This is a genomic window from Halopseudomonas sp. T1L2 (assembly GCF_055397385.1).
This window is the reverse complement of record NZ_AP040865.1, coordinates 1,208,018-1,230,156: the sequence shown is the minus strand read 5'-3', so window position 1 is coordinate 1,230,156 and position 22,139 is coordinate 1,208,018. Positions and strand designations below refer to the sequence as shown.

Here is a 22,139-nt window from a genome sequence, read left to right as displayed (position 1 = left end):
GTGGCAACATGCTCAATAGAGATCTCGAGATCACCCTGAACCTGGCGTTCAAGGATGCGCGCAACAAACGGCATGAATTCATGACCGTTGAACACCTGTTGCTGGCGCTGCTGGACAACCAGGCCGCGATCGAAGTGCTCAACGCCTGTGGTGCGGATCTGGAACGCCTGCGGCGAGAGCTAACCGAATTTATTGACTCCACCACGCCGCTGATCCCGAAGCAGGATCAGGAGCGTGAGACCCAGCCAACGCTGGGCTTTCAGCGCGTGCTGCAGCGCGCGGTATTCCACGTGCAGAGCTCCGGTAAGGGCGAGGTGAGCGGAGCAAACGTTCTGGTCGCGATTTTCAGCGAGCAGGAAAGTCAGGCTGTGTTTTTCCTCAAGCAGCAGCAGATTGCGCGTATCGACATCGTCAACTTCATCTCGCACGGCATTTCCAAGGTCCAGAGTGATGCCGAGCAGCTCGGTGACGAGCAGGAGTCCATGGATGAAGAAACTGCAGAGGGCGCTACCGCCAGCAATCCGCTGGAGGCGTACGCCAGCAATCTGAATGAGATGGCGCGCAAGGGCCGGATCGATCCGCTGGTTGGGCGTGCCTCCGAAGTCGAGCGCGTTGCGCAGATTCTCATGCGTCGCCGCAAGAATAACCCGCTGCTGGTTGGTGAGGCAGGTGTCGGCAAGACGGCCATCGCCGAGGGGCTCGCCAAGCGTATCGTTGACGGCGAAGTGCCGGATACGCTTTCCGAAGCAGTGGTCTACTCGCTGGACTTGGGGGCGCTGTTGGCCGGTACCAAATATCGCGGTGACTTTGAGAAGCGTTTTAAGGCGCTGCTCAAAGCGCTGAAAAAACGCCCGCATGCGATTTTGTTTATCGATGAAATCCACACCATCATCGGTGCTGGCGCCGCTTCAGGTGGCGTGATGGATGCCTCAAACCTGCTCAAGCCGCTGCTGTCGTCCGGTGAGATTCGCTGCATCGGGTCGACCACGTTCCAGGAATTTCGCGGCATTTTCGAGAAGGATCGTGCGCTGGCGCGCCGCTTCCAGAAAGTTGACGTGGTCGAGCCGTCGGTCACTGACACCATTCAGATTCTCAAGGGGCTCAAGAGCCGCTTCGAGGAGCACCACGGTATTCGCTATACCGATGAGGCGTTGAAAGCGGCAGCTGAATTAGCCAGTCGCTATATCAATGACCGCCACATGCCGGACAAGGCGATTGACGTTATCGACGAGGCTGGCGCCTATCAGCGCCTGCAGCTGCCGGAAAATCGTCCGGAGTTCATCGACGTTGCCGAGGTCGAGGCGATTGTTGCCAAGATCGCGCGGATTCCACCCAAGCATGTGTCTTCCAATGACAAGGAGCTGCTCAAGAATCTGGAGCGCGACCTCAAGCTGGTGGTATTCGGTCAGGACAGCGCTATCGATGCTCTGGCGACCGCGATCAAGCTGTCGCGGGCAGGGCTCAAGTCGGCGGACAAGCCGATCGGGTCCTTCCTGTTTGCTGGTCCAACCGGCGTGGGCAAGACCGAGGTCACCCGTCAGCTGGCAAAGAGCCTTGGGGTAGAACTGCTGCGCTTTGACATGTCCGAGTACATGGAGCGGCATACCGTTTCCCGTCTGATCGGCGCGCCTCCGGGCTATGTCGGGTTCGACCAGGGCGGTTTGCTGACCGAGGCGGTTACCAAGAGCCCGCATTGCGTATTGCTGCTTGATGAAATCGAGAAGGCGCATCCTGAAGTCTTCAACCTGCTTTTGCAGGTGATGGACCACGGCACCTTGACCGACAACAACGGGCGCAAGGCGGATTTCCGCAATGTGATCATCGTGATGACCACCAACGCCGGTGCCGAAACCATGTCGCGCGCCTCGATCGGCTTTACCAAGCAGGATCACAGCACCGATGGCATGGAGATCATCAAGAAAGCCTTTACACCGGAGTTTCGTAACCGTCTGGATGCCATCATCCAGTTTGGCCGCCTGACCCACGAAAGTATCAAGTTCGTGGTCGACAAGTTCCTCACCGAACTGCAGGCCCAGCTGGAAGACAAGCACGTACTGCTGGATGTGGACGAAGATGCCCGCAACTGGCTGGCCGAGCATGGCTATGACCCGCTGATGGGCGCGCGGCCGATGGCACGTTTGATTCAGGACAAGATCAAGCGTCCGCTGGCCGAGCAGATTCTGTTTGGCGAACTGGCCGAGCAGGGCGGTACGGTGCATGTCACGCTGCGCGACGGCGAGCTGGAAATCGAGGTGCCGGAGGCGGAAGTCGCCTGAAGGCATCCGCTATGAAAAAGACCGGCATGTGCCGGTCTCAGACTGCTGACAAAGCCCCTAGCCGAAAGGCGGGGGCTTTTGTTTAATGGGTTGTCGTTTACTGCAGGCCAACCCGATGCTCAAACCCCCTTCACCCAAACAGCACGCGCTGGAGATGGTCACCCTCGAAGAGCTGGTGCCCGCCGATCATCTGCTGCGCAAGATAGCCCGTCATATCGATTTCGAGTTTATTCGGCCTGCCACGCAGCACCTGTATTGCGCTGACAACGGTCGTCCGGCGATTGACCCGGTTATGCTGTTCAAGATGCTGTTTATTGGATACTTGTTTGGCGTGCGCAGTGAACGACAGTTGATGCGCGAGATTCAGGTTAACGTTGCCTATCGCTGGTTTCTGGATCTGAGTCTGACTGACAAGGTGCCCGATGCTTCGACCCTGAGTCAGAACCGTCGCCGTCGCTTTGCCGATACGGATATCGAGCAAGTCATCTTTGATGGGATTGTCGAGCAAGCGCTGCACAAGGGCCTGATTGGGGGCGAGGTATTACACACCGACAGCACGCACCTCAAGGCCAGCGCCAACAAGCAGCGGTTCGCTGTGCATCAGGTTGAGCAGCGTCCTGTTGATTATCTGGCCGAGCTTAATGCGGCAATCGATGCCGACCGCCAAGCGCACGGCAAGCAACCGCTAAAGCCCAAAGACAGTGATCCCGAGGTAAAGGAAACCAAGGTCAGCACCACCGACCCTGATAGTGGATTCATGACGCGGGATAACAAGCCGCAAGGTTTCTTCTATCTTGATCACCGCACGGTAGATGGGAAGCACAGCATTATCACCGATACCTTTGTTACCCCCGGCAATGTGCATGACAGCCGACCTTACCTTGAACGACTGGACCGCCAATGCGAGCGCTTTTCTCTGACACCGCTGGCCGTTGCCCTGGACGCCGGCTACTTCACGCCAGCGATCTGCAAGGGGCTGGAGGAACGAGACATCTTCGGCGTGATGGGCTATCGACGCCCCAATCACAAGCAAGGTTACTTCTATAAACGTCAGTTCACCTACGATGCAGAACGTGACGGTTACCTGTGCCCAAACAATCAGTTCCTGCCCTACAGCACGACTAACCGGGCCGGTTATCGCGAGTACAAGTCCGACCCGCAGCAATGCCGAGATTGTCCATTACGAGACCAATGCACTCGCAGTCGAAACCACGTCAAGGTTGTCGTGCGGCATGTCTGGGAGGACGCCAAGGAGCGGATTAACCAGAATCGTCTTAGCCCTGAAGGCAAGCGTATCTATGCCAGGCGCAAAGAAACCGTCGAGCGCAGCTTTGCGGACGCCAAGGAGCTGCACGGGCACCGTTATGCCCGGTTCCGTGGTCTGCGCAAGGTAATGAAACAGTGCCTGCTGGCAGCCGCCTGCCAAAACATGAAGAAGATTGCCCGCCTGCTGGCAGTGCTTTTACGCCTGCGGTCCGGGATAAGACGCGGCACTTGGCTACGAAGCCAAAAGTGCAGCTACTCGGAGGGAATTGGGGCCTTCGCAGGCTGAATCAGTCAACACAGGGAAAATCATTGCAAGCGTCCCAGAAAAACGAAACCCCGCGAAAATGCGGGGTTCGTCAGCAGTCTGAGACCGGCATGTGCCGGTCTTTTTTTGTCTCGATCAGACGCTGAAGCGAGCCCAGATTGGTGCGTGGTCGGAGGGTTTTTCCATGCCGCGTATGTCGTAGTCGATGTCGCTTTCCACGCAGTGCTCGGCCAGCGCCCGGCTTGCCAGCACCATATCAATGCGCAAGCCGCGCTTGGGCGTGTCTTCAAAGCCGCGGCTGCGATAGTCGAACCAGCTGTAGCGATCCGACTCGGGATTCAGGTGGCGGAAGGTGTCGATCAGCCCCCAGCCCTTGAGGCGCGCCATCCAGTCGCGCTCTTCCGGCAGGAAGCTGCATTTGCCGGTACGCAGCCAACGCTTGGCGTTGTCCGGGCCAATGCCGATATCGGCGTCGGTATCGGAAATGTTCATGTCGCCGATGATGGCAATGCGTTGATCCGGCGTGAACTCGCCCTCCAGGTGGCTCTGCAGATCGGCGTAGAACTTCTCCTTGGCCGGAAACTTGACTGGATGATCGCGGCTTTCCCCTTGCGGGAAGTAGCCATTGAGCACAATCAGTGGCTCGCCATCGGCGCAGGGGATGGCGGCGCTGATCATCCGGCGCTGGGCATCATCTTGATCAGTTGGAAACCCCTTGCGCACCCACAGCGGTTTCTGGCGGGTCAGCAGGGCAACACCGTAGTGCCCCTTCTGGCCGTGAAAGGCAACGTGGTAACCCAGCGCTTCGACATCGGCCAGCGGAAACTGCGGATCGTCAACCTTGGTTTCCTGCAGCCCGATGACATCCGGGTTGTGGCGGCTCACCAGTTCCTGCAATTGGTGCGGTCGAGCCCGCAGGCCATTGATGTTGAACGAGACGATCTTCATGGGCGTGTCCTGGCAAGTCGGTAATCGGCTGCTCGGTTTCAGAGCAGTCAGTGGCCGCTAGGGTAGCCTAAACAGAGCGGATTTGGGACCCGCCAATAGGCCTGGCATGTTAGCATTCGGGTTGCGAAAACCTGCCGGGATGGAGCTCATGCGTCGCGCCTTTTCACTGTTGTCTCTTGTCTTTGCCGTGTCTGCAGCGCAGGCCGGGGTCAAGGTCACAGTCGAGCCTGCAAAAAGGGCCCTGCGTGAAAATATCGAAGCCTATATCGGTCCGGTTGAAGCCGACAGCCATGCCGAAATGGCGCGCCAGTTACGTTATCTCGATCAGCAGGCAACACTCGCAGCCCAGGCGCTGGGCTACTATCAGACCCGTAACGAGTTGACTATCAGCGGCCCCGAAGACGACCCCGTGCTGAATGTGCGCGTCGAATCGGGCGAGCCGGTGCGGCTGGACCGGGTGGATGTTCAGGTGCTCGGCGCTGGTGCTTCAACGCCGGCCTTTGCGCTGGGTGTCAGTGATCTGCTGCGCGAAGGGCAGGTGCTCAATCATGGGCAATACGAAACACTCAAGACACGCATAAGCAATCGTGCACTGCGCTACGGTTACTTCAAGGGGCAGTACCTCAAGCGCGAGCTTCGCGTCGACCCAGAGCAGGGCAAGGCAGACGTCGATATCCGTTACGACACTGGCCCGCGTTACAGCTTCGGGCCTGTTCACTTTTCCGAAACCCAGTTCAGTGACGACCTGCTGGCGCGCATGGTGCCCTTCGAGGCCGGCGCACCTTATGACGCGGATCTGGTCGGCAAGCTGAATCAGGATTTGCTCTCCAGCGGTTACTTCAGGGGCGTGCTGGTGACCGCCCCGGCCGACCGGGCGGTTGGCGAGCAGGTACCGGTCGAGGTGGAAATCACCGAGCGTGATCCCAACTCGCTCGGCTTTGGTGGCGGTTATTCCACGGATGTCGGCGCCCGGGCGCGAATGACCTGGGACCAGCACTGGATCAACCCGCAGGGCCACAGTCGCGGGGCCAGCATGGAGCTGTCGCTGCCGCGTCAGGAGCTCAGTGCCTTCTACCAGGTGCCGCTGGATGACCCGATCACCCACCAGCTGCGCTATTTCGTCGGCTGGCAGAAGGAAGATATTGACGACGTTCAGACCCACAGCTTTGCGCTCGGTGCCGAGGTCAACAAGCGTCTTGAAAGCGGCTGGCAGCGCAGTGTCGGCCTGCGCTTGCAGCAGGAGGTCTTCTCGCTAGGTGATGACAGCGGAACCGCCACCATGCTGATTCCCAGTCTGGTGCTGCAGCGCACGCACTCCACCGGCGGGATGGACCCGCAGAGCGGCTACAGCATGTTACTGGATGTTCAGGGGGCCAAGGAGGGGGTGCTGTCGACCGTGGACTTCGCCCGTGTCATGGGCCAGCTCAAGGGGCTCCATACGGCATTTGAGCGGCATCGCTTTCTGGGCCGGATCGCGCTTGGGGCTGTTGCTACCAACGACTTTGCCAGTATCCCGCCGTCACTGCGATTTTTTGCCGGCGGTGACCAGAGCATTCGCGGCTATGACTACCAGAGCCTGTCGCCGGTCGACAGCACCGGTGAAACCATTGGTGCGCGCTATCTGATGGCTTCCAGCGCCGAGTACCAGTATGAGTTCATCCACAATTGGCGCGCGGCAACCTTTGTCGACCACGGCAACGCGGTCGATTCGCTGACAGATCCGCTGAAAACCAGCGTGGGTGTCGGCATCCGCTGGGCGTCGCCCATCGGTCCCATCCGCTTCGATCTGGCACGCTCACTGTCGGACCCGGACGTGGGTTTCAAGATTCACTTTTCGATGGGGCCTGAGTTGTGATGCGCTTTCTGCTTAAGGCCTTGCTGCGCGGGCTGGTTATCCTGCTGGCGCTGCCGTTGCTGCTGGGCCTGCTGCTGGCCAGTGACTCGGTAAACCGCTGGCTGTTCGAGCAGGCAGACAACCAGCTGCCACAGTTGTCACTGGCCTTCGAGCAGGGCAACCTCTGGCGTGGCTGGTCGTTCGGCAGCGTGCGCTGGCAGGACGATAGCCTCGACATCGGCATTGATCGGCTGGCAATGCAATGGAGCCCCTCCTGCCTGTTCGGTGCGACGCTGTGTATTGATAGTCTGTCTGCAGACAAGGTCAGCATCATAACCCGTGCCAGTGAAGCGACCGAGGGGGCGTCCGTTCTGACCCTGCCCGAGGTGCAGCTGCCTGTCGCGCTGGAGGTCGGTCGGCTCCATCTGGGCACCCTGTCGCTGGATGGCGAGACGGCCTTGTTGCGGGATCTCGACCTGGTTGCCTTTGCACGCGATGACAAATTGGTCGTGCAGACGTTCAGCGGTCAAGGGCCGGATCTGCGCTGGCGACTGGACGGGTATGTGCGGATGCAGGATGACTGGCCGCTTGAGCTGAATGCGGAGCTGACGCTGCCTGCGGTCGATGAGCGTGACTGGCGTATGCGGCTCAGGGCGGGCGGCGATCTGCGTGAGTTGCAGTTGCAGGCCGATAGCCGTGGCTATCTCGCGGGTCAGTTGAATCTCGAGGCAAACCTGTTTGAGGCAGGTTATCCGGTCCGCTTGCACTGGCGTGGCGAGGACTTCCTGCCGCTGCGCAGCTTTCCGGAGACGCTGACGCTTCAGGGGCTCACGCTTGAGCTGGAGGGCAGCCTGGAAAACGGTTACGCGCTGCAGGCCGATGCCCGCTTGCCCGCCGCGAACGGCGAGGTTGACCTGACCCTGAGCGCACTGGCGACAACCGTCGGTATCGATCAACTGGCGCTGGTGCTGGCGGTTGCCGACGAGCCGGCCCGTCAACTCTCCCTCAGCGGCACAGCGAACTGGCGCGATGAACTTGAGGCAGACGTCAAGCTGGCGCTGGACCGGTTTCCCTGGCAATCGCTTTACCCGGTCGACACCGGCGAGGTGGTACTTCAGCAGTTGGCTGCTGCCGCCAGCCTGCGCTCGGGGAAAATTGATGCCCGGCTGGACGGCGAGCTGACCGGAGTCGCCGGGCAGCAGGTCATGGTTGGGGCGCAGGTCAGCGGGGATCAGCAGGCTCTGCAGATCAGTCCGCTCAGTCTGTCGACGGCTGCAGGCAACGCTACCGGGACTCTGCAGCTGGGGTTGCAGCCCGTGCTCAGGTGGAACGGTCGGTTCGAGCTGGATGGTATCGACCCGGGTATCTTTGTTGCCGCCTTGCCAGGGCGCTTGAACGGCCAACTGAATAGCACTGGCACCCTTGAGAACCAGCAGCTGCAACTGGCGTCAGACTGGAGCGTGCAGGGCGAGGTGCGAAATGAGCCGCTGCAATTTGCCGGCGCCCTGAACAAGCGTGCGGAGGTGTGGTCGATCTCCGGGCTGCGTCTATCGCAGGGCAGCAACCGGATAGCCGGCCAGGGACAGTGGGGCCCTGAGGTCAATGGCCAGCTGAGTCTGCAGCTCAACGAGATGAAAACACTTTGGCCCGGTCTGAGAGGCATGGCCAAGGGCGAGTTGCAGCTTGCCGGCAGTCGTGATGCTCCGCAGATCACGGTAGCCGTCAATGGCGAGCAGCTGGGCTATGACGACCTTCGTGTCGACAGGCTTGCCGTACAGGCTGACACTACCTTGAGCGAGCGCCTGCCGCTGTCCCTGAACCTGTCGGCGGATCAACTGCGCAGCGCTGATACTGCGCTCGGCAACCTGCAACTGACCGCGAGTGGCGAGCGGGCCGGGCATGAGTTGCAGCTACGCCTGCTGGGCGGCGTCGCCGAGGCTGAACTGTCAGTGTCGGGCAGCCTGTCGGATGTCGCCTGGCGGGGGGAGTTGAGCCGGGGTGTGCTGCGTTTCGAGCATCTTGAGCTGTTGCAGGCAACACCAGCAGCGCTTCGCTACCAACTGGCCGCAGGGCGGCTTCAGCTGGCCGGGCACTGCTGGCGTCAGTCCGATGCAGAGCTCTGTTTCAGAGGCGAGCAGACGCTGATGCCGGATCGCCAGCTGGACGTTGAGTTGAGCGCGTTCAATCTGGCGGATCTTGCCGCCTGGCTGCCGGAGGACTTTGACTGGGAGGGCCTGCTTGACGGCCAGCTTACGCTGCAGCAGAACGCGGGCAGAGCGCCCGTGGCGGATATTCGGTTGGGTTCGGACGACGGCGTTATTACCGTTGATGATGGCCGTGAGACCCTGGCCTTTCCTTACCAGCGTCTGCAGCTGACCAGCGAACTGCAAGCAAAAACTGCCACTGCACAATTCGAATTGCGCAGCGATGTGATCGGCCGGCTGGCGATCGGCGCTGACGTGCGCGACCCTGCGGGCAACCAGCAGTTGAGCGGTCGCTATCAGCTAGAAGGTCTGAAGCTCGACTTTCTGCGCCCCTTCCTGCCGAATGTCGAGCAATTGCGGGCGACCCTCAATGGTGACGGCCAACTGTCCGGCGTGTTGCGCGCTCCGGTGGCGACTGGTCTGCTGACACTGCGCGATGGGCTGGTAAGCGGGCCGAACCTGCCCATCAGTCTGGAGCAGCTTGAGGCCGACATAGCCATTGATGGGCAACGGCTGAATATCGACGGGCGCTGGCGCAGCGGTGAGAAGGGCGAAGGGGCACTGCAAGGGACCGTCGGCTGGGCACCGCTGGACGTTGCCCTGCAGTTGAACGGGCACGATCTGCCGGTCACCGTTGAGCCCTATGCCCGCGTGCTGGTGGCTCCTGCGCTCGACATCAGCCTGAGTGGCGGCAATCTGCATGTTGGCGGCGAGCTGGCGGTTCCGGAGGGGGATATTGTGGTGCGCGAGTTGCCAGCCAGCGCGGTGCGGGTTTCACCTGATACGGTTATTGTTGGCCAGCAAGCGCCCGCCGTCACCGAGGAGCTGGGTATTACCGCCAGGGTCAGGTTGATCATTGGTGATCAGCTCAGGCTCAATGCCTTCGGCCTCAAGGGTCGTCTGAAAGGTCAGCTGGAAGTGCAGGAAAACCTGAATGCCAATGGTGATCTGCAGATACTGGATGGCGAGTTCCGTCGCCTGGGTCAGGACCTCAGGCTGCGTCGCGCACTGTTGCTGTTCTCCGGGCCACTCAGTCAGCCCTATCTGAATATCGAAGCGATTCGCCGGGTGGACGACGTCATCGCCGGCCTGCGCGTGACTGGTAACGCCCGGGCGCCCACCACTCGGGTATTCTCGGAGCCCGGCATGTCACAGCAGGAAGCCATGGCATATCTGATGCTGGGGCGTCCATTGGGGCAGGAAGGGGACAGCAACATGCTGGGGCAGGCAGCTCTGGGTCTTGGGCTTGCAGGCGCGGCGCCAATCACCCGGCATATCGGTGACGCTCTGGGGCTGGAGGATTTTGTTGTCGAGTCCGAAGGGCAGGGCGTTGATACCCAGGTCGTTGCCAGCGGCAGTCTCACCGACAAGCTCAGTGTGCGCTATGGTGTGGGCGTGTTTGAGCCGTCCAACAATCTGGCGCTGCGCTATGAGCTGTCACGACGGTTATACCTTGAAGCGGTCAGCGGCTTTGCCAGCTCGCTGGATTTCTTCTATCGTATCGACTTCTGATTTCCGGGCGGGTGGCGCTCAGCGGCCCGTTCATTTGAACACCCATGCTGTGCCACGGCACATTGAAGGAGTCATTATGTCCAGCGTTACTCTGCGCGGTAATCCCATCTCCATCGGCGGCACCTTCCCGGTCAAGGGCGACAAGGCTCCGGCCTTTACGCTGGTTGCCAAGGACCTGTCCGACGTCAGCCTGTCCAGCCTGACCGGCAAGCGCAAGATTCTCAACATCTTCCCCAGCGTCGACACCCCGGTTTGCGCCACCTCCATCCGCACCTTCAACGCCAAGGTCAGCAGCCTGGAAAACACCGTTGTGCTGTGCATCTCAGCTGACCTGCCGTTTGCGCAGGCGCGTTTCTGCGGCGCCGAAGGTCTGGACAACGTCATCAACCTGTCCACCCTGCGTGGTCGCGAGTTTATCCGCAACTACGGCGTCGACATCGAAAATGGTCCGCTGGCCGGCCTGACCGCGCGCGCTGTTGTGGTTCTGGATGAAGACGACAACGTACTGTACAGCGAGCTGGTCAGCGAAATTGGCCAGGAGCCAGACTACGAAGCCGCACTGGCAGCGCTGTAAGCGCCGGGCGGGCAATGGAATTATCTGAACTCTGTGCGTCTACCCCATTGACTCAGCAGGGATTTCCAGTAACATTGCCGGCCGTGGAGGGATGGCAGAGCGGTTGAATGCACCGGTCTTGAAAACCGGCGAAGGTGAAAGCCTTCCCAGGGTTCGAATCCCTGTCCCTCCGCCACTATTCGACCTCAAAGTCCCGTTCTACGGGGCTTTGTTGTTTTCAGGGGCTGCTGGCCCATACTCTGGCCCATACTTCGGCTGCTCCTGCTCCTGCTCCTGCTCCTGCTCCTGCTCCTGCTCCTGCTCCTGCTCCTGCTCGTTGGCGATAGGAAGGCTATCGAGTGGCTCGGATCGATCAAAGGTTGCGGGCGCAATGCCCGAACTGAATGCCAGCAGCTTCGTCTCCTCTTCGATCGCTCGCTTTGCTTTTTTGAGGATTATCTTTGCTGCCTTGCTAACCAGGTCATCTTCCGTTTCCACGTCACTAGGTGACGATGATTTCTGGGGTAGGCTAAGTCTCGCTACCTCGTAGGCAAGCTGCTCAATCTGTTTCATCGCTTCTTTGTAGCGCTCTTGCCAGGTGAGACTGATTGTTTCGGCATTAGCGAGATCAGTTTTTTGGCGTTGGCCGAGCAGGGCGATGGTCCTCCGATGCTCAGCTTGAAGGCGAGCGTGCTCACCCATCATATCTTCAACGACCTCCCCCTTTCGCCACCCAGCTCCTTTTGCGAGCTGATCCAGGCGTCTTCCCAGTTCGGTGGATAGGGCGAACGTATAGGCTTTCCGGCCGTTGCTGGCAGTGCGGTACTTGCGCTGCCTGAGAGCGTTCCTCAGGCGGCTGATATATGCCGGCCCTGCCTGTGTGCTTTCCATGGCGTGAATGCCGGCGATGATATTTTGGTACCTGTTGCGTTCTCGATCAGTTTGCTCGTGTTCGAACCTTCTGCGCAGCTCTGTTGATGCTGTCTTTTCGATGTATTGAAGCACCCACTTCAGTTCGGTCTCTTGACTGTGCAGCCACTTAAGACTGGTTGGTATTTCTCCCATTACTGGTCTCTCCCCACGGCGAATTAGTTGACAGTCTTTATTTAAACACATGTTCGTTACGCGTTATGTTACTGTCACAGAGTGTGAAATTATACAGTATGTAAAAATCAGCTACTTGCCAGTGCGCGCCCAACCTTCGATACTGAACTGATGAGAAAATCTATTTCGCCGAGCCTTTCACCGAAGGCCATATTCATGTTCGAGTTCTTTGCTCTGAGTGAGCAGGGACAGCCGCTAGCTGACGACCAGCTCACGATCCAGGGGCTCACGAAGCGTCTGCGAATGCAGGCGCGTGATGTTCGGTCAGGGGTGCGTGAGTTGGTCGTTCACGACCTTGTGGAGGTTTTGAAGGTCAGACTGCCGGAAGGAAAAGGCATTAGCTCAGTGCACAGGTTATCGCCGCAGGTGCTAGCTGATTTGCAATCAGGCTTGATGCCGCTCGGGAATCACGTTGAGCGTCGGATGGTGTTGTTTTCAGGAGCCGAGTTTCTGGTCGAGGTGACTGGCTTGCCTGCCCAAAGGGAGCGAGCATCGTCGCCAGATTCCGACAAGAGGGTGTCCCCGATCACTCCAAAGGGTCGGTTGAGTTTCCTCAATCGAGTTCTTCTCGGCGTCTTGCTGGCTCATGCCGACGAGTTTGGTTATGTGTCTGGTCTTGATAGCAAAGATCTCCAGGCCCTTACGGGGTTTGATGCTAATAGCCTAAAGCACCGCATCCAGCGTCTAGTGGCTCTTGGACTCATTCGTTGCGTGTTGCCGGGATGTAGCAGTTCCATTTTCCAGACCTCAAAGCGATCCAGCAGCTACTACCTGAACCTGAATCATCCCGGCTACGCGGGGATTGCGCATAACGCGGTCTTTATTTCTTTCTGGCCAGGTGATCCGCCACGAGGTCCGTTTGATTTGCTGGAACAGGATGTCAGGCGTGTGCGTAAACGCTCCCACGCGCTCCTGAAGCGCCCTGAGCTGGCTTTTAAAAACTACGCTACGCCTGAGGGTGTTCTTCGCTATTTGGTCAGGGCAGGGCCCAGTGCGATGTCTGCCTTGCGCGAGATTTTTTATCGGGGCGCGGCCCAATTGCTGATGTCAAGTGGGTTCGAAGTGGTTACCCATGATGTGGAGACCACTTCATATCTGAGCGGGCTTCTCAAGTCTGAGCTTCAGCATGTGCCCAGTACTGGGGATGTTCGGGATAGTGTCGAATGGCTCAGGGTTCTTGCCCATTTTTCAGGCGTCATTATTAAGATAGCGAACGATTCGCGTGACCGCTTGATGCTGCTGGAAACTGCGTCCTTCAAGGGATTGAGCCTGTGCTTCCTGCCTGTCAAGAAAAACGTCTTCAATGAAGTGATCACGGTATTGTTGAGCAAGGCACCAGGTGGGTGTACAGACTGTACGATGGTTAGTGCATACAAAAAGGGCGAATGTGATGTACTCCCCTTAGCTCAAGAGCAAGAATTTGACTGTGAGATACGGCTCCGCGCCGGCTTGTTGTCCCCGCCCTCCAAGCGAGTGACTGGCTACAAAACGTAATAAATTACCTAGCGCGCCCATCCTCTGAGCCATTCAGAGGGTGCATCATGAAAATCATCAGACTTCCGACGGTCCTGGCTGTGACAGGGTTGTCGCGCGCGACTATCTACCGCCTCATGACCAAGAAGCAATTTCCGAGGGCAATCGAGCTCGGGCCGCGAAGCTGTGGCTGGATCGAGGCAGAAGTGGGTGAGTGGATATCTCAGCGAATCGAAGCACGAAATCAGAAGTATGACCTGACCTAACCGGAGTACCACGGCGCAAGGTCGTGGTGCTCCTATGCCGTTTTGATGGTCTCACCTTCACATCAGCTAACCTTACAGCGGTCGTCCAGTGCTTTTTGCCAATCCTCGCCGTAATGTTTCTCCTGGAAGTCCTTGCCACGCTGGGCATCAGCCGGCAGCTTGAATCGGGATTTATTTATATACCCTATAGGCTCTGATTATCTAATCACCAATACTAATAAATCCGATGCCAATACAGCACCCTATACAGGACAGAGACACCCAAGAGATCAACCCGCTACTACAGAGGGATCAGGTTAAAAAATACACAAGTGACCAGTGGTATGTACCTCAACAGGAGACATACCATGCACTACACATTCAACGACTACACACCCACCATTTCCCAAGCAGAAGTCAGCTTCAAGATCGATCAGCTAGTAGACGATGCTCTACGCAGAGGTGAATCGGCCTACATCCCACAATCACGTCCAGACAGGCCATACCGCAAGACGATGCTAGGGGCGGATCTGGACTACCTCAGTCAAATGCTCGCTCTGTTCGATGGTCGAGTGGATTACGACTACAGCGAGAACCTTGAACTGTTCTACGACGCTTGCCAAGACATTAGGCTAGAGTACGACGAGCACCGATATACATGCCCTGATCCCGAGGCTGGCGGTAGCTACCTGTCAGAACCAGAGACCATGAACCTGCTGCTAGATCGTATCCGTGAGTTGAGTAAGCGTGAACGGTACAAGCGCAGGTGTGCAGACCGTCGATACCAGGCCAAGCGGCAGAGTGAGGAGGTGCGAGAGCTAGTCAACAAGGTGATGGCTCGTTACGCCAGGACGTTGGTGCTGAGGCTGAACTTCTACTACCGGGAATCCGCTAGACAGCGACTCACTGTCGAGCAGGTGTTTGCTGACATGAACGAGCTGGTCAGGGCTCGCAGGACCCATCCCGCCTTTGACCATCTGGTGGGCTACATCTTTCGGGTAGAGCAGGGCGAGGATCGGGGGTTTCACATCCATGCAGCATTCTTCTTCAATGGGTCAGAGCGTTTTCGTCAGTTTCACGTAGCGGAGCGTATCGGTGAGCTATGGGAAGCGATTACCAAGGGTCGAGGGTACTGGCATGACAGCGGCATGGAATGGGTAAAAAGGGGCGGTAGCGATGAGGATAGAGGCACTGGCATGTTTCAGCGCAGTGATGAGAAAGGACGCTACGCAGTCATGGAGCTGATGACCTACCTGGTGAAGGACAAAGGGCAGCACCTCAGGATCAAGCCTGCTGGTGCCAGAACGTATCGGACGGGATGCATACGCTAGCTGCCAGCCCGTACCGTCCATAGTTGATCAAGCCTGGTGGTGAATGCAGGGCTCAGGAGCTGGCGTTGCATTTGCCATTCTGACTTGGTGGGAACACGTCCAGGGCGGATAGTGCCTTTTCCCCAGCGTTGGTTTATCTGATCCATCGCCTGCATCAACTGGTCGGTACCTGTTGGCTGAGTTGGTGCGAACAGGTCAGGGGTGTATTCATGGCGTTGGCACAGGTCCATGAGCATGACGGATGCCTTGGCGTAGGCTGGGCCTGCCTTGTAGATCTGATCCAGGCCGGCGATGGCTGATTTAACCAGCAGGCGGGTATCATCTGTTGGGTAGGGCAGATGGCAAGTCACGCTCAGAGATACGCGCTCCTCATTGGTGTTGAATAGGCCGGTTCGGATGCCCACGTGCAGCAAGCTGCAGAGGGACTGCTGCTGACGGAGTTTCTCTCCAGCTCGGGTGGCGTAAGTGGCTACGGCCTCCCGCAGTTCATCCAGCGCGTGGACACGATGACCGAAGGAACGGCTGCAGCAGATTTCTCGTTTAGCTGGTGCTTGAGGCTCCATTTCCAGGCAGGCGACACCGAAAAGCTCGCGAGCTGTCTTTTCCACTACCACGCTGAAGCGCTTGCGCAGCAGACGGGGATCAGCTTTGGCGAGATCCCACGCTGTCTTGATGCCCATATCCGCCAGATGCGCCTGCAGTCGGCGACCGATTCCCCAGACCTCACCCACAGCCATGACCTGCAGCAAGCGATCACGCCTATGCGGCTCCCGTATATCTACCACCCCACCAGTCTGTCTTTGCCAGCGTTTTGCTGCGGCATTGGCGAGTTTGGCGAGCGTCTTAGTGGGGGCGATACCTACACCGACCGGGATACCAGTCTTCTGCAGTACTTCGGCGCGGACATCGTGTCCAAGTTGGAGCAACGGTTCCGGCAGGCCGGTCAGGTCAGCAAACGCCTCATCAATGGAGTACACCTCAACTGCCGGCAGCCGCGACTCCAGCAGGCTCATGACACGCTCGCTCATGTCACCATAGAGAGCGTAGTTGCTGCTGAAGGCCAGGATGCCGTGTTGCTGCAATGTATCCTTTATTTTGAAGAACGGCTCACCCATGGCAACGTAGGGCTTTGCGTCGGCGCTTCGAGCGATCACGCAGCCATCGTTGTTGCTCAGCACCACAATAGGCGTTCGGGCCAGGTCAGGGCGAAATACCCGTTCACAGCTGGCATAGAAGGAGTTGTTCAGGGGCTTGCTAAAGGTTAGAAATTAAGTAGCTTTATAAACAATGATTTAAAAATAGCTTTAGCAGCAATAGGGATAGGTCAGAGGCTGGGGGTAGGTTGATGGAGCTTGTGTGGGCTACCGAGGATTTGGTGATTGCCGGTCGTCCTTATCCAGGCTTTCCGATCCTGCTTTGGGACACGCTGGACAGTTGCGTCCCCGCCAATGAATTCTTTCGCCACTACCTGTTGCGTGGAGCTATTGGGTCACGGAAGTCATGGCCAAGCTCGGGGCGTGCGCTATACGACTTTTTCAGTTTCCTCCCGGCGCAGTCCAGTCTGAAGTCCGAGCCGAATCATCATTCGGTGATGCGGATTTTCCTGCGTCGCCAGCAACGCCTTGATTTCATCCATGCTCAGAAACTTCGGCAGCGCCCGATGCTTGCGCGGCATGATGTCGTTCACCATGGCCTTGCCGCCGCTGGCATCGACGTGGGCAAGGAAGCCGGGGGCACGTTTGACCGTCCGTTCCTCATAGCCAAACGGCAGCCTGCTCACCCATCCCTGCTGCTGTGCATACTCGTAGAACTTGCACACATAGTGCAGCCGTTGACGGGTTGTTGATGGGGCCAACTTGCACTCCACCAGGCAGTAGTCCCGGTAGGCCGCTACGACACTCTTGGCCTCGCCACGGTCCACGTCACGCCAGTCAAGGTCATGCGCCTGGAGGAAATCGCCTCTTTCCCGCTTGCCTACATCTTCGATCCGGATAAAGCCGGTAGGCGCGAGCGCAACATCCGGATTCACCTCGATCCTCACGATGGCCATGGCATGCGCACCAAGGGCAGCAAGCCGCGCGACATCTACATAAGTCGCCGCTTCCTCGCCGATTTGCATCGCTACGTAGTGCAGGTTCGCGGTGAGCGGGCCTCATTGAACCGCACCCAGCACGAGCCGCTGTTCCTGAACCAGTTTGGTGAACCCTTCGCCGATGATGGCAAGCGCATTGAGCGTATCGTCCGGGAAACCGGCAAGCGGGCCGGTATCAGAGTCCATACGCACATGCTGCGCCACACCTACGCCACCCATACCCTGGTCGCGCTTCAGCGCAACCGAGGCAGCGTGGAGCCGCTGGTGTTCTTGCAGCGGCAGCTCGGCCATAGCTCGATCCAGACGACGATGGTGTACCTGCACCTGGTCAACGAACTGGCCGACGACGCGGTGCTGGCCTACGACGATGAGTTGAACGAAGGGTTGGGATCGGTCTGATGGGCAAACGTAAGGTATTCAACAGGACCGACCTCAGCGTCCCGCAGGTCGAACACAGCCGCGACTCGGCGGGTCGTGTCGTCGTTCTCCCCGAGGCGATTCCGCCGGCCACGACTACGGTCGCCTTCGGGCGCAATGCCACGCGCTCCCGGGGCTTCGACTTCGCACCCTGGTACGGCACGGGCATCGATCCGATCACCTACGCCTGCCAGCGGCAGATTGAGCGCTTCCTGGCCCGGCAGGACGGCGGGCTCGAGGCCAGTTCCGTAGCGAGCATCTGTAAAGGTGGTTTACGTCACTTCCTCAACTACATAGTGCTGCGCGCAACCGCGCTCAGGCGCGGGCTGACCCTGGACGACATTGATCGCGCCGTAATTGACGGGTTTCTTGGCCACCTCGCCGGACTGGGCATAACCACCCTTAGCCAGAGGAGCCACTACACCAGCACGAAGTCCGTCCTTCACGCGTTGGGCCAGCGTGGGCTAATTTCTCTGGTCACCACAGGGGACGATGCGACTTTTCCACCAAACCCGTTCCCGAACAGCAGCGGAAAGAGTAAAGGCGAAACGCCGCTGCCGAAGCGTCAGCGGCAGGCGTTCACCACCGCGCTCAGGCAAGCGGTCATGCCGATCTGGCACGACGACGCCCCGGTAACCGGCGAGTTGTTGGCTTATGCCCTGCTGACCGTAGCGCTGCACACCGGGCGCAATTCCACGCCGCTGCTGGAGATGGAGCGCGATTGCCTGCGCGCTCATCCCAAGGATAATAGCGTATTCCTGGTCCTTTGGAAGCGCCGTGGGCACACCAGCCACAAGGTGGCGCTGCGCGCCGAGAGCACGGCTGCACACCTGTTGGAGTCCACGCCAACCGTCAAGACCAATGTCGAGCGCCTGATTCGGCGCGTCCTTGCCCACAGCGAACCGCTGCGTGCGGAGGCCTCGGACGACCTCAAGGAGCGTGTGTGGCTGTATCGCGTGCACCGCGGCCCAGGGCGCGGCAGCGTCATTGCACTGAATGATGGGACGTTGAAGTTGGCGATCAAGAAACTCGTGGCCGACCACGCGCTCACCGATATCGACGGCCAGCCGCTACGCATCAACGTCTCTCGCCTACGCAAAACGTTCGCCAACCGAATTTTCGAGTTACTAGCGGGCGACCTGGTGACCACGGCCATCGCGCTTGGCAACACGCCCCAGGTGGCCGAGCGAAATTATTTGGCACCTAGCGGAGACGCGAGGCGCAACTGGCGATTTATGGGCGAGATACTGGTTCAAGAGCTACTGACCCGCACCATCGGCGCGACCTACCAGACCACCCCAATGGGGCGCTGTGGCGACCCGGTGAACGGCCAGTACGCACCGAAACGTGAAGGGACAGCGTGTTTCTCGTTCCTCAACTGTCTGCGCTGCAAGCATTACGCGGTGACGGGGGAAGATTTGCACCGCCTATTCAGCTTCTACTTCCGCGTATTCGCGGAGCGTACGCGCATGGATAAGCGGCGCTGGACGCGGGAATACGCGCACATTCCTCGATTGATTGACGACTATATCGTGGCAGAGGGGCTGCGACGCGGGACCTTCAAGCCGGCGGCCGTCGAAGCTGCCCGAGAGCGTGCGCACCGCGAGCCGCACCCGTTCTGGTCGTCCGATGTGGTGGAGAAGTTGGAGATCTTTGCATGAGCGACAACAACGTGGTCATGCTGCCTTGGGCGAGCATCGAGTCACGGCCGGGGGATGTACGCGGGCTGCCCGAGAGCGACCGCGACGCGCTCATCGTGAGCGCCATCCAAGTCGATGGACACTGGGTCATCCTCAGCCGCTATGGCGACGACATTTGGCAGTTGGACGGCTTTACCAACAACGTGCCAGACAACTTGCGGCACCAAGACTTCAGTCGCGTGCCCGCTGCGTTTAAGGAGGTGATGAAGGCCCTGCTGTACCGCTACCTGCGGCGCGGTCGCGCGGGGCAGAAGCGGCCCAAAGCGAGCACTTTGCGCAATTTTTTTGAGAATGCGCTGCCCTTCCTACGGCATCTAAACGCGCTCAAACTCAGCTACTTCGGCGCGGTGACTCCCATGGTTTGCGCGAACTACGTTACCGAGTGTCGAGCGCACCGGCAGACGCGCCGAAGCCGGGGCAAGCCGCTGTCCCAGAGCGCCCTTGAGCGTCGCTTCATGGCGGTCGAGGCGCTTCATGAACTGAGCCAGTACACCCACGACCCGATCCCTCAGCATCCTTGGCCCGATACCTCGGCGAATGCGATGGCCGGCAGCTGGGCGGTCCGCAAGCAGGGCGGCAAAACACCTCTGATGCCGGATGAGGTGTTCTGCACCCTGTTCGAGAGGGCCTATGAGCAGGTTCAGCACGGTAAGGCCCTACTCGATTTGCGCGACACCCTCAATGCCGTCGCCACAGAGCGAAGAAGACAGGTTACTAGAACAGTCATAGAGGCTAAAAACCGCCACCTCACCGCTTTGGGTTGGGAAGGCGGCCTGAGGGCGTTCAACCAGGCGATCCTTGATCTACGAACCGCCTGCTACATCGTGCTGGCCAGCACCTCCGGTTGCCGCAACCACGAACTGGCCAACGTTCGGTCGGGTGCGCACCACCGCACCGAGGACGACGAGGGCACGATCTATCACTGGCTGCGTTCCAGGTCGGATAAGACCGACACTGGGGTCCACGACTGGATGATCCCCGAGGTCGCCGTGCACGTGTTACGCCTGATGGAGCGCTGGGCCGAGCCGTATCAGGCCATGATCGCCGCCGAGATCGCCGAGCGGCGAAGGGTCAACCCGCGCGACCCAGAAATCGCCAAGGCGCATAAGCATCAGCATGCGCTCTTTCTCGGGGTGAGCCCTGCAAAGGGTAATCAGGTTCGCACCCTGTCGGGCATCGCATGGAACGATGCCCTCAAGGCGTTCGCGCAGGGCGGCGGGCTGGACTGGAACCTCGCCAGCCATCAATTCCGCCGCAAATTCGCCAACTACGCGGCGCACAGCCAGTTCGGCGACCTGCGCTACCTGCGCGAGCACTATGCGCACTGGTCCATGGACATGACGCTGGGCTACGCCATGGACCAGGACTGGGGCCAGCACCTCGACATCGAGTTGTACAACGACATCCAAGCAGAACTCGAAGACATCAAGTTCGGCGTCGTTGACACCTGGATGGGGGACGAACCGCTGGCCGGAGGCTACGGTCGCTCGATCAAACGCTGGCGGCGCGATCCGGCGAACCTTGCCATCTTCAAGAGCCATGCCTCGATGGTGACCTCAATTGCCGAAAGCACCACGATCCGCAGCAATGGCCACGCCTGGTGTACCGCCAGCGACGACCGTTGCGTCGGCAACACCCTGGAGCGGACGCGCTGCGGCGACTGCAACAACGCCGTGATTGGGCGCGGCCACGTTGGCATATACCAGCGTCTCTACGACAACCTGAAGGGGTTGCTGGATTGCAACGACATTGGTGACGGTGGCCGCCAGCGCATCTTGCGCGACCTGGGGCGCTGCCGTGACGTGCTTGTGCAGCTTGGATACGACCCGGAGGCGAACGTAGCATGACGACCATACGCAAGCCCTCGGACGCCCGCGAGCGGGATTTGCAACTCGCGCTCGCCCGCATCCAGCGTGGTCGGGCACATACCGGGGAAACCAAGGTCACTATCGCCGCTGTGGCGCGCGAGGCGGGCGTTTCGACAGCGCTGATCCACAACCACTACCCCATAATCGCCGAGGCGATCCGCGATGCTCAGGGGCGCTCTAGTCGCGCCCAACGCGATGTGAAGCACCAAGATCTCCGTGCGGAGCGTGAGAAGAATCGCGCGCTTCGCAAGGAGATAGAGGAACTGCGCGCCAAGGTCGCCCGCCTCGCCTCTATCAACGAGGTTTTGATAGCCGAGAACCGAGTTCTACAGGCAAAGCAGAGCGACTCCAAGGTGGTCGATCTGGTCCCGTGCATACTCTGACGTAATCCCGACAGCAGTCATGCTCTAAACCCGCTACTGATAATGCTCCAATGGCTCCGCCAATTATGCGCTGTCCGCCGGCCGGGATCGGCCAGAGGATAGCGGCTCACGTCGCCGGCTCGAAGCTATTACAGACCGCACAGGTGCGCCCATGCTACTGCTCCCCATAGAAATGTTTAACGAACGAGGGACGGAAACTTTGGTGGCAGGCTAGGCAGCTTTGCTGTGTTTTGGCGAAGGCCACGATGACTGCTTGGCCGTCACTCCGCTTAGCAGCTTCACCCATGGCAGTCGCGGCATCATGCACCCTTCCATCAAAGCCTCGAAACTTTCCGGCTTCTGCTCCAAGCCAGGCGAGAATGCGCATCTTTTCCGAAATAGGTGGCTCGGCATGCTTGGCAATTCTTGGTGCCAACTCGGCAACCAATGACCAATCTTCTTTGGAGATCGCGCCCGTGACGGCTTGCATATCATGGTCAAGTCTTTTCATTATGGTCCGAAGCCCCATTGGCTTTGCCGTCTCTACGGACTGCGCACCAAGTGACGTGGCGAAGGTGCCAAAATCACGGAAAGCGAGACGGCGAAGAACGATCCTAGTTTTAAGGGCTGACTCACGAGTTTCTCCGTTGATGTTGTTGATGAAGACTTTGGGTCTGACGAACGGTTGC

Annotated in this window: 17 protein-coding genes and 1 tRNA gene; 13 read left to right on the top strand and 5 right to left on the bottom strand. The window is 59.1% G+C overall.

Going from position 1 to position 22,139, the window contains the following annotated elements; genetic code table 11:
- The first annotated feature begins 8 nt into the window (after positions 1 to 8).
- Positions 9 to 2,276 carry an ATP-dependent Clp protease ATP-binding subunit ClpA gene (clpA, locus tag ACZ5WQ_RS05765; protein WP_228247534.1) on the top strand — a complete coding sequence of 756 codons (2,268 nt, stop codon included), beginning with the start codon at positions 9 to 11 and terminating at the stop codon, positions 2,274 to 2,276.
- Positions 2,277 to 2,391: 115 nt separating this feature from the next.
- Positions 2,392 to 3,828 (top strand): IS1182 family transposase, encoded by a 1,437-nt coding sequence (locus tag ACZ5WQ_RS05760; protein WP_373315100.1) that lies wholly within the window; start codon positions 2,392 to 2,394, stop codon positions 3,826 to 3,828.
- 114 nt (positions 3,829 to 3,942) lie between these two features.
- Here ACZ5WQ_RS05760 and xthA read toward each other — a convergent pair whose 3' ends face one another.
- Positions 3,943 to 4,755, bottom strand: a complete 813-nt coding sequence (gene xthA / locus ACZ5WQ_RS05755; protein ID WP_228247535.1) for an exodeoxyribonuclease III — start codon at positions 4,753 to 4,755, stop codon at positions 3,943 to 3,945.
- Between the two features lie 148 nt (positions 4,756 to 4,903).
- Between xthA and ACZ5WQ_RS05750 the strand changes: the two genes are divergently transcribed.
- The 4 genes from ACZ5WQ_RS05750 to ACZ5WQ_RS05735 all read left to right on the top strand — a co-directional run bounded on the left by ACZ5WQ_RS05750 (position 4,904) and on the right by ACZ5WQ_RS05735 (position 11,054).
- Positions 4,904 to 6,610 carry an autotransporter assembly complex protein TamA gene (locus ACZ5WQ_RS05750; protein WP_338213396.1) on the top strand — a complete coding sequence of 569 codons (1,707 nt, stop codon included), beginning with the start codon at positions 4,904 to 4,906 and terminating at the stop codon, positions 6,608 to 6,610.
- Positions 6,610 to 10,305, top strand: coding sequence for a translocation/assembly module TamB domain-containing protein (locus ACZ5WQ_RS05745; RefSeq protein ID WP_464383355.1), 3,696 nt, complete (start codon positions 6,610 to 6,612; stop codon positions 10,303 to 10,305). Before ACZ5WQ_RS05750 ends, ACZ5WQ_RS05745 begins: the two co-directional genes overlap by 1 nt.
- A 76-nt stretch (positions 10,306 to 10,381) precedes the next feature.
- Positions 10,382 to 10,879, top strand: coding sequence for a thiol peroxidase (gene tpx, locus ACZ5WQ_RS05740; RefSeq protein WP_464383354.1), 498 nt, complete (start codon positions 10,382 to 10,384; stop codon positions 10,877 to 10,879).
- A gap of 85 nt (positions 10,880 to 10,964) precedes the next feature.
- Positions 10,965 to 11,054, top strand: a tRNA-Ser gene (locus ACZ5WQ_RS05735).
- A 23-nt stretch (positions 11,055 to 11,077) separates the two neighbouring features.
- On the opposite strand, the gene ACZ5WQ_RS05730 is transcribed toward ACZ5WQ_RS05735, so the two are convergent.
- Positions 11,078 to 11,923: a hypothetical protein gene (locus ACZ5WQ_RS05730; protein WP_464383353.1), complete on the bottom strand. Its 846-nt coding sequence runs from the start codon at positions 11,921 to 11,923 to the stop codon at positions 11,078 to 11,080.
- A 150-nt stretch (positions 11,924 to 12,073) separates the two neighbouring features.
- Here ACZ5WQ_RS05730 and ACZ5WQ_RS05725 point away from each other — a divergent pair, with 150 nt between their 5' ends.
- The 3 genes from ACZ5WQ_RS05725 (at position 12,074) to ACZ5WQ_RS05715 (ending at position 15,011) form a co-directional block, all read left to right on the top strand.
- Positions 12,074 to 13,456, top strand: coding sequence for a hypothetical protein (locus ACZ5WQ_RS05725; protein ID WP_464383352.1), 1,383 nt, complete (start codon positions 12,074 to 12,076; stop codon positions 13,454 to 13,456).
- Positions 13,457 to 13,503: 47 nt separating this feature from the next.
- Positions 13,504 to 13,701 (top strand): AlpA family transcriptional regulator, encoded by a 198-nt coding sequence (locus tag ACZ5WQ_RS05720; protein WP_464382904.1) that lies wholly within the window; start codon positions 13,504 to 13,506, stop codon positions 13,699 to 13,701.
- 347 nt (positions 13,702 to 14,048) lie between these two features.
- Positions 14,049 to 15,011 carry a YagK/YfjJ domain-containing protein gene (locus ACZ5WQ_RS05715; RefSeq protein ID WP_464383351.1) on the top strand — a complete coding sequence of 321 codons (963 nt, stop codon included), beginning with the start codon at positions 14,049 to 14,051 and terminating at the stop codon, positions 15,009 to 15,011.
- Here ACZ5WQ_RS05715 and umuC read toward each other — a convergent pair.
- Complete coding sequence (gene umuC, locus ACZ5WQ_RS05710) at positions 15,008 to 16,192, bottom strand: translesion error-prone DNA polymerase V subunit UmuC (RefSeq protein WP_464383350.1); 1,185 nt, start codon at positions 16,190 to 16,192, stop codon at positions 15,008 to 15,010. The genes ACZ5WQ_RS05715 and umuC overlap by 4 nt on opposite strands.
- Before the next feature lie 341 nt (positions 16,193 to 16,533).
- A complete protein-coding gene (locus ACZ5WQ_RS05705) occupies positions 16,534 to 17,061 on the bottom strand; it encodes a hypothetical protein (RefSeq protein WP_464383349.1) in 528 nt (175 codons plus the stop codon).
- Positions 17,062 to 17,064: 3 nt separating this feature from the next.
- Here ACZ5WQ_RS05705 and ACZ5WQ_RS05700 point away from each other — a divergent pair, with 3 nt between their 5' ends.
- Genes ACZ5WQ_RS05700 through ACZ5WQ_RS05685 form a run of 4 tightly spaced genes read left to right on the top strand, consistent with a single transcriptional unit; the run spans position 17,065 to position 21,471 of the window.
- On the top strand, positions 17,065 to 17,502 hold the full coding sequence (locus ACZ5WQ_RS05700; RefSeq protein ID WP_464383348.1) for a tyrosine-type recombinase/integrase: 438 nt from the start codon (positions 17,065 to 17,067) through the stop codon (positions 17,500 to 17,502).
- Positions 17,502 to 19,181 carry a hypothetical protein gene (locus ACZ5WQ_RS05695; RefSeq protein ID WP_370601991.1) on the top strand — a complete coding sequence of 560 codons (1,680 nt, stop codon included), beginning with the start codon at positions 17,502 to 17,504 and terminating at the stop codon, positions 19,179 to 19,181. The genes ACZ5WQ_RS05700 and ACZ5WQ_RS05695 overlap by 1 nt, the downstream gene beginning before the upstream one ends.
- Positions 19,178 to 21,067, top strand: coding sequence for a site-specific integrase (locus tag ACZ5WQ_RS05690; RefSeq protein ID WP_464383347.1), 1,890 nt, complete (start codon positions 19,178 to 19,180; stop codon positions 21,065 to 21,067). Before ACZ5WQ_RS05695 ends, ACZ5WQ_RS05690 begins: the two co-directional genes overlap by 4 nt.
- Positions 21,064 to 21,471 carry a TetR family transcriptional regulator gene (locus ACZ5WQ_RS05685; protein WP_370601989.1) on the top strand — a complete coding sequence of 136 codons (408 nt, stop codon included), beginning with the start codon at positions 21,064 to 21,066 and terminating at the stop codon, positions 21,469 to 21,471. The genes ACZ5WQ_RS05690 and ACZ5WQ_RS05685 overlap by 4 nt, the downstream gene beginning before the upstream one ends.
- 154 nt (positions 21,472 to 21,625) lie before the next feature.
- Here the strand turns inward: ACZ5WQ_RS05685 and ACZ5WQ_RS05680 are convergent, their stop codons facing one another.
- Positions 21,626 to 21,961 (bottom strand): cytochrome c, encoded by a 336-nt coding sequence (locus tag ACZ5WQ_RS05680; RefSeq protein WP_464383346.1) that lies wholly within the window; start codon positions 21,959 to 21,961, stop codon positions 21,626 to 21,628.
- Between the last annotated feature and the right edge of the window lie 178 nt (positions 21,962 to 22,139).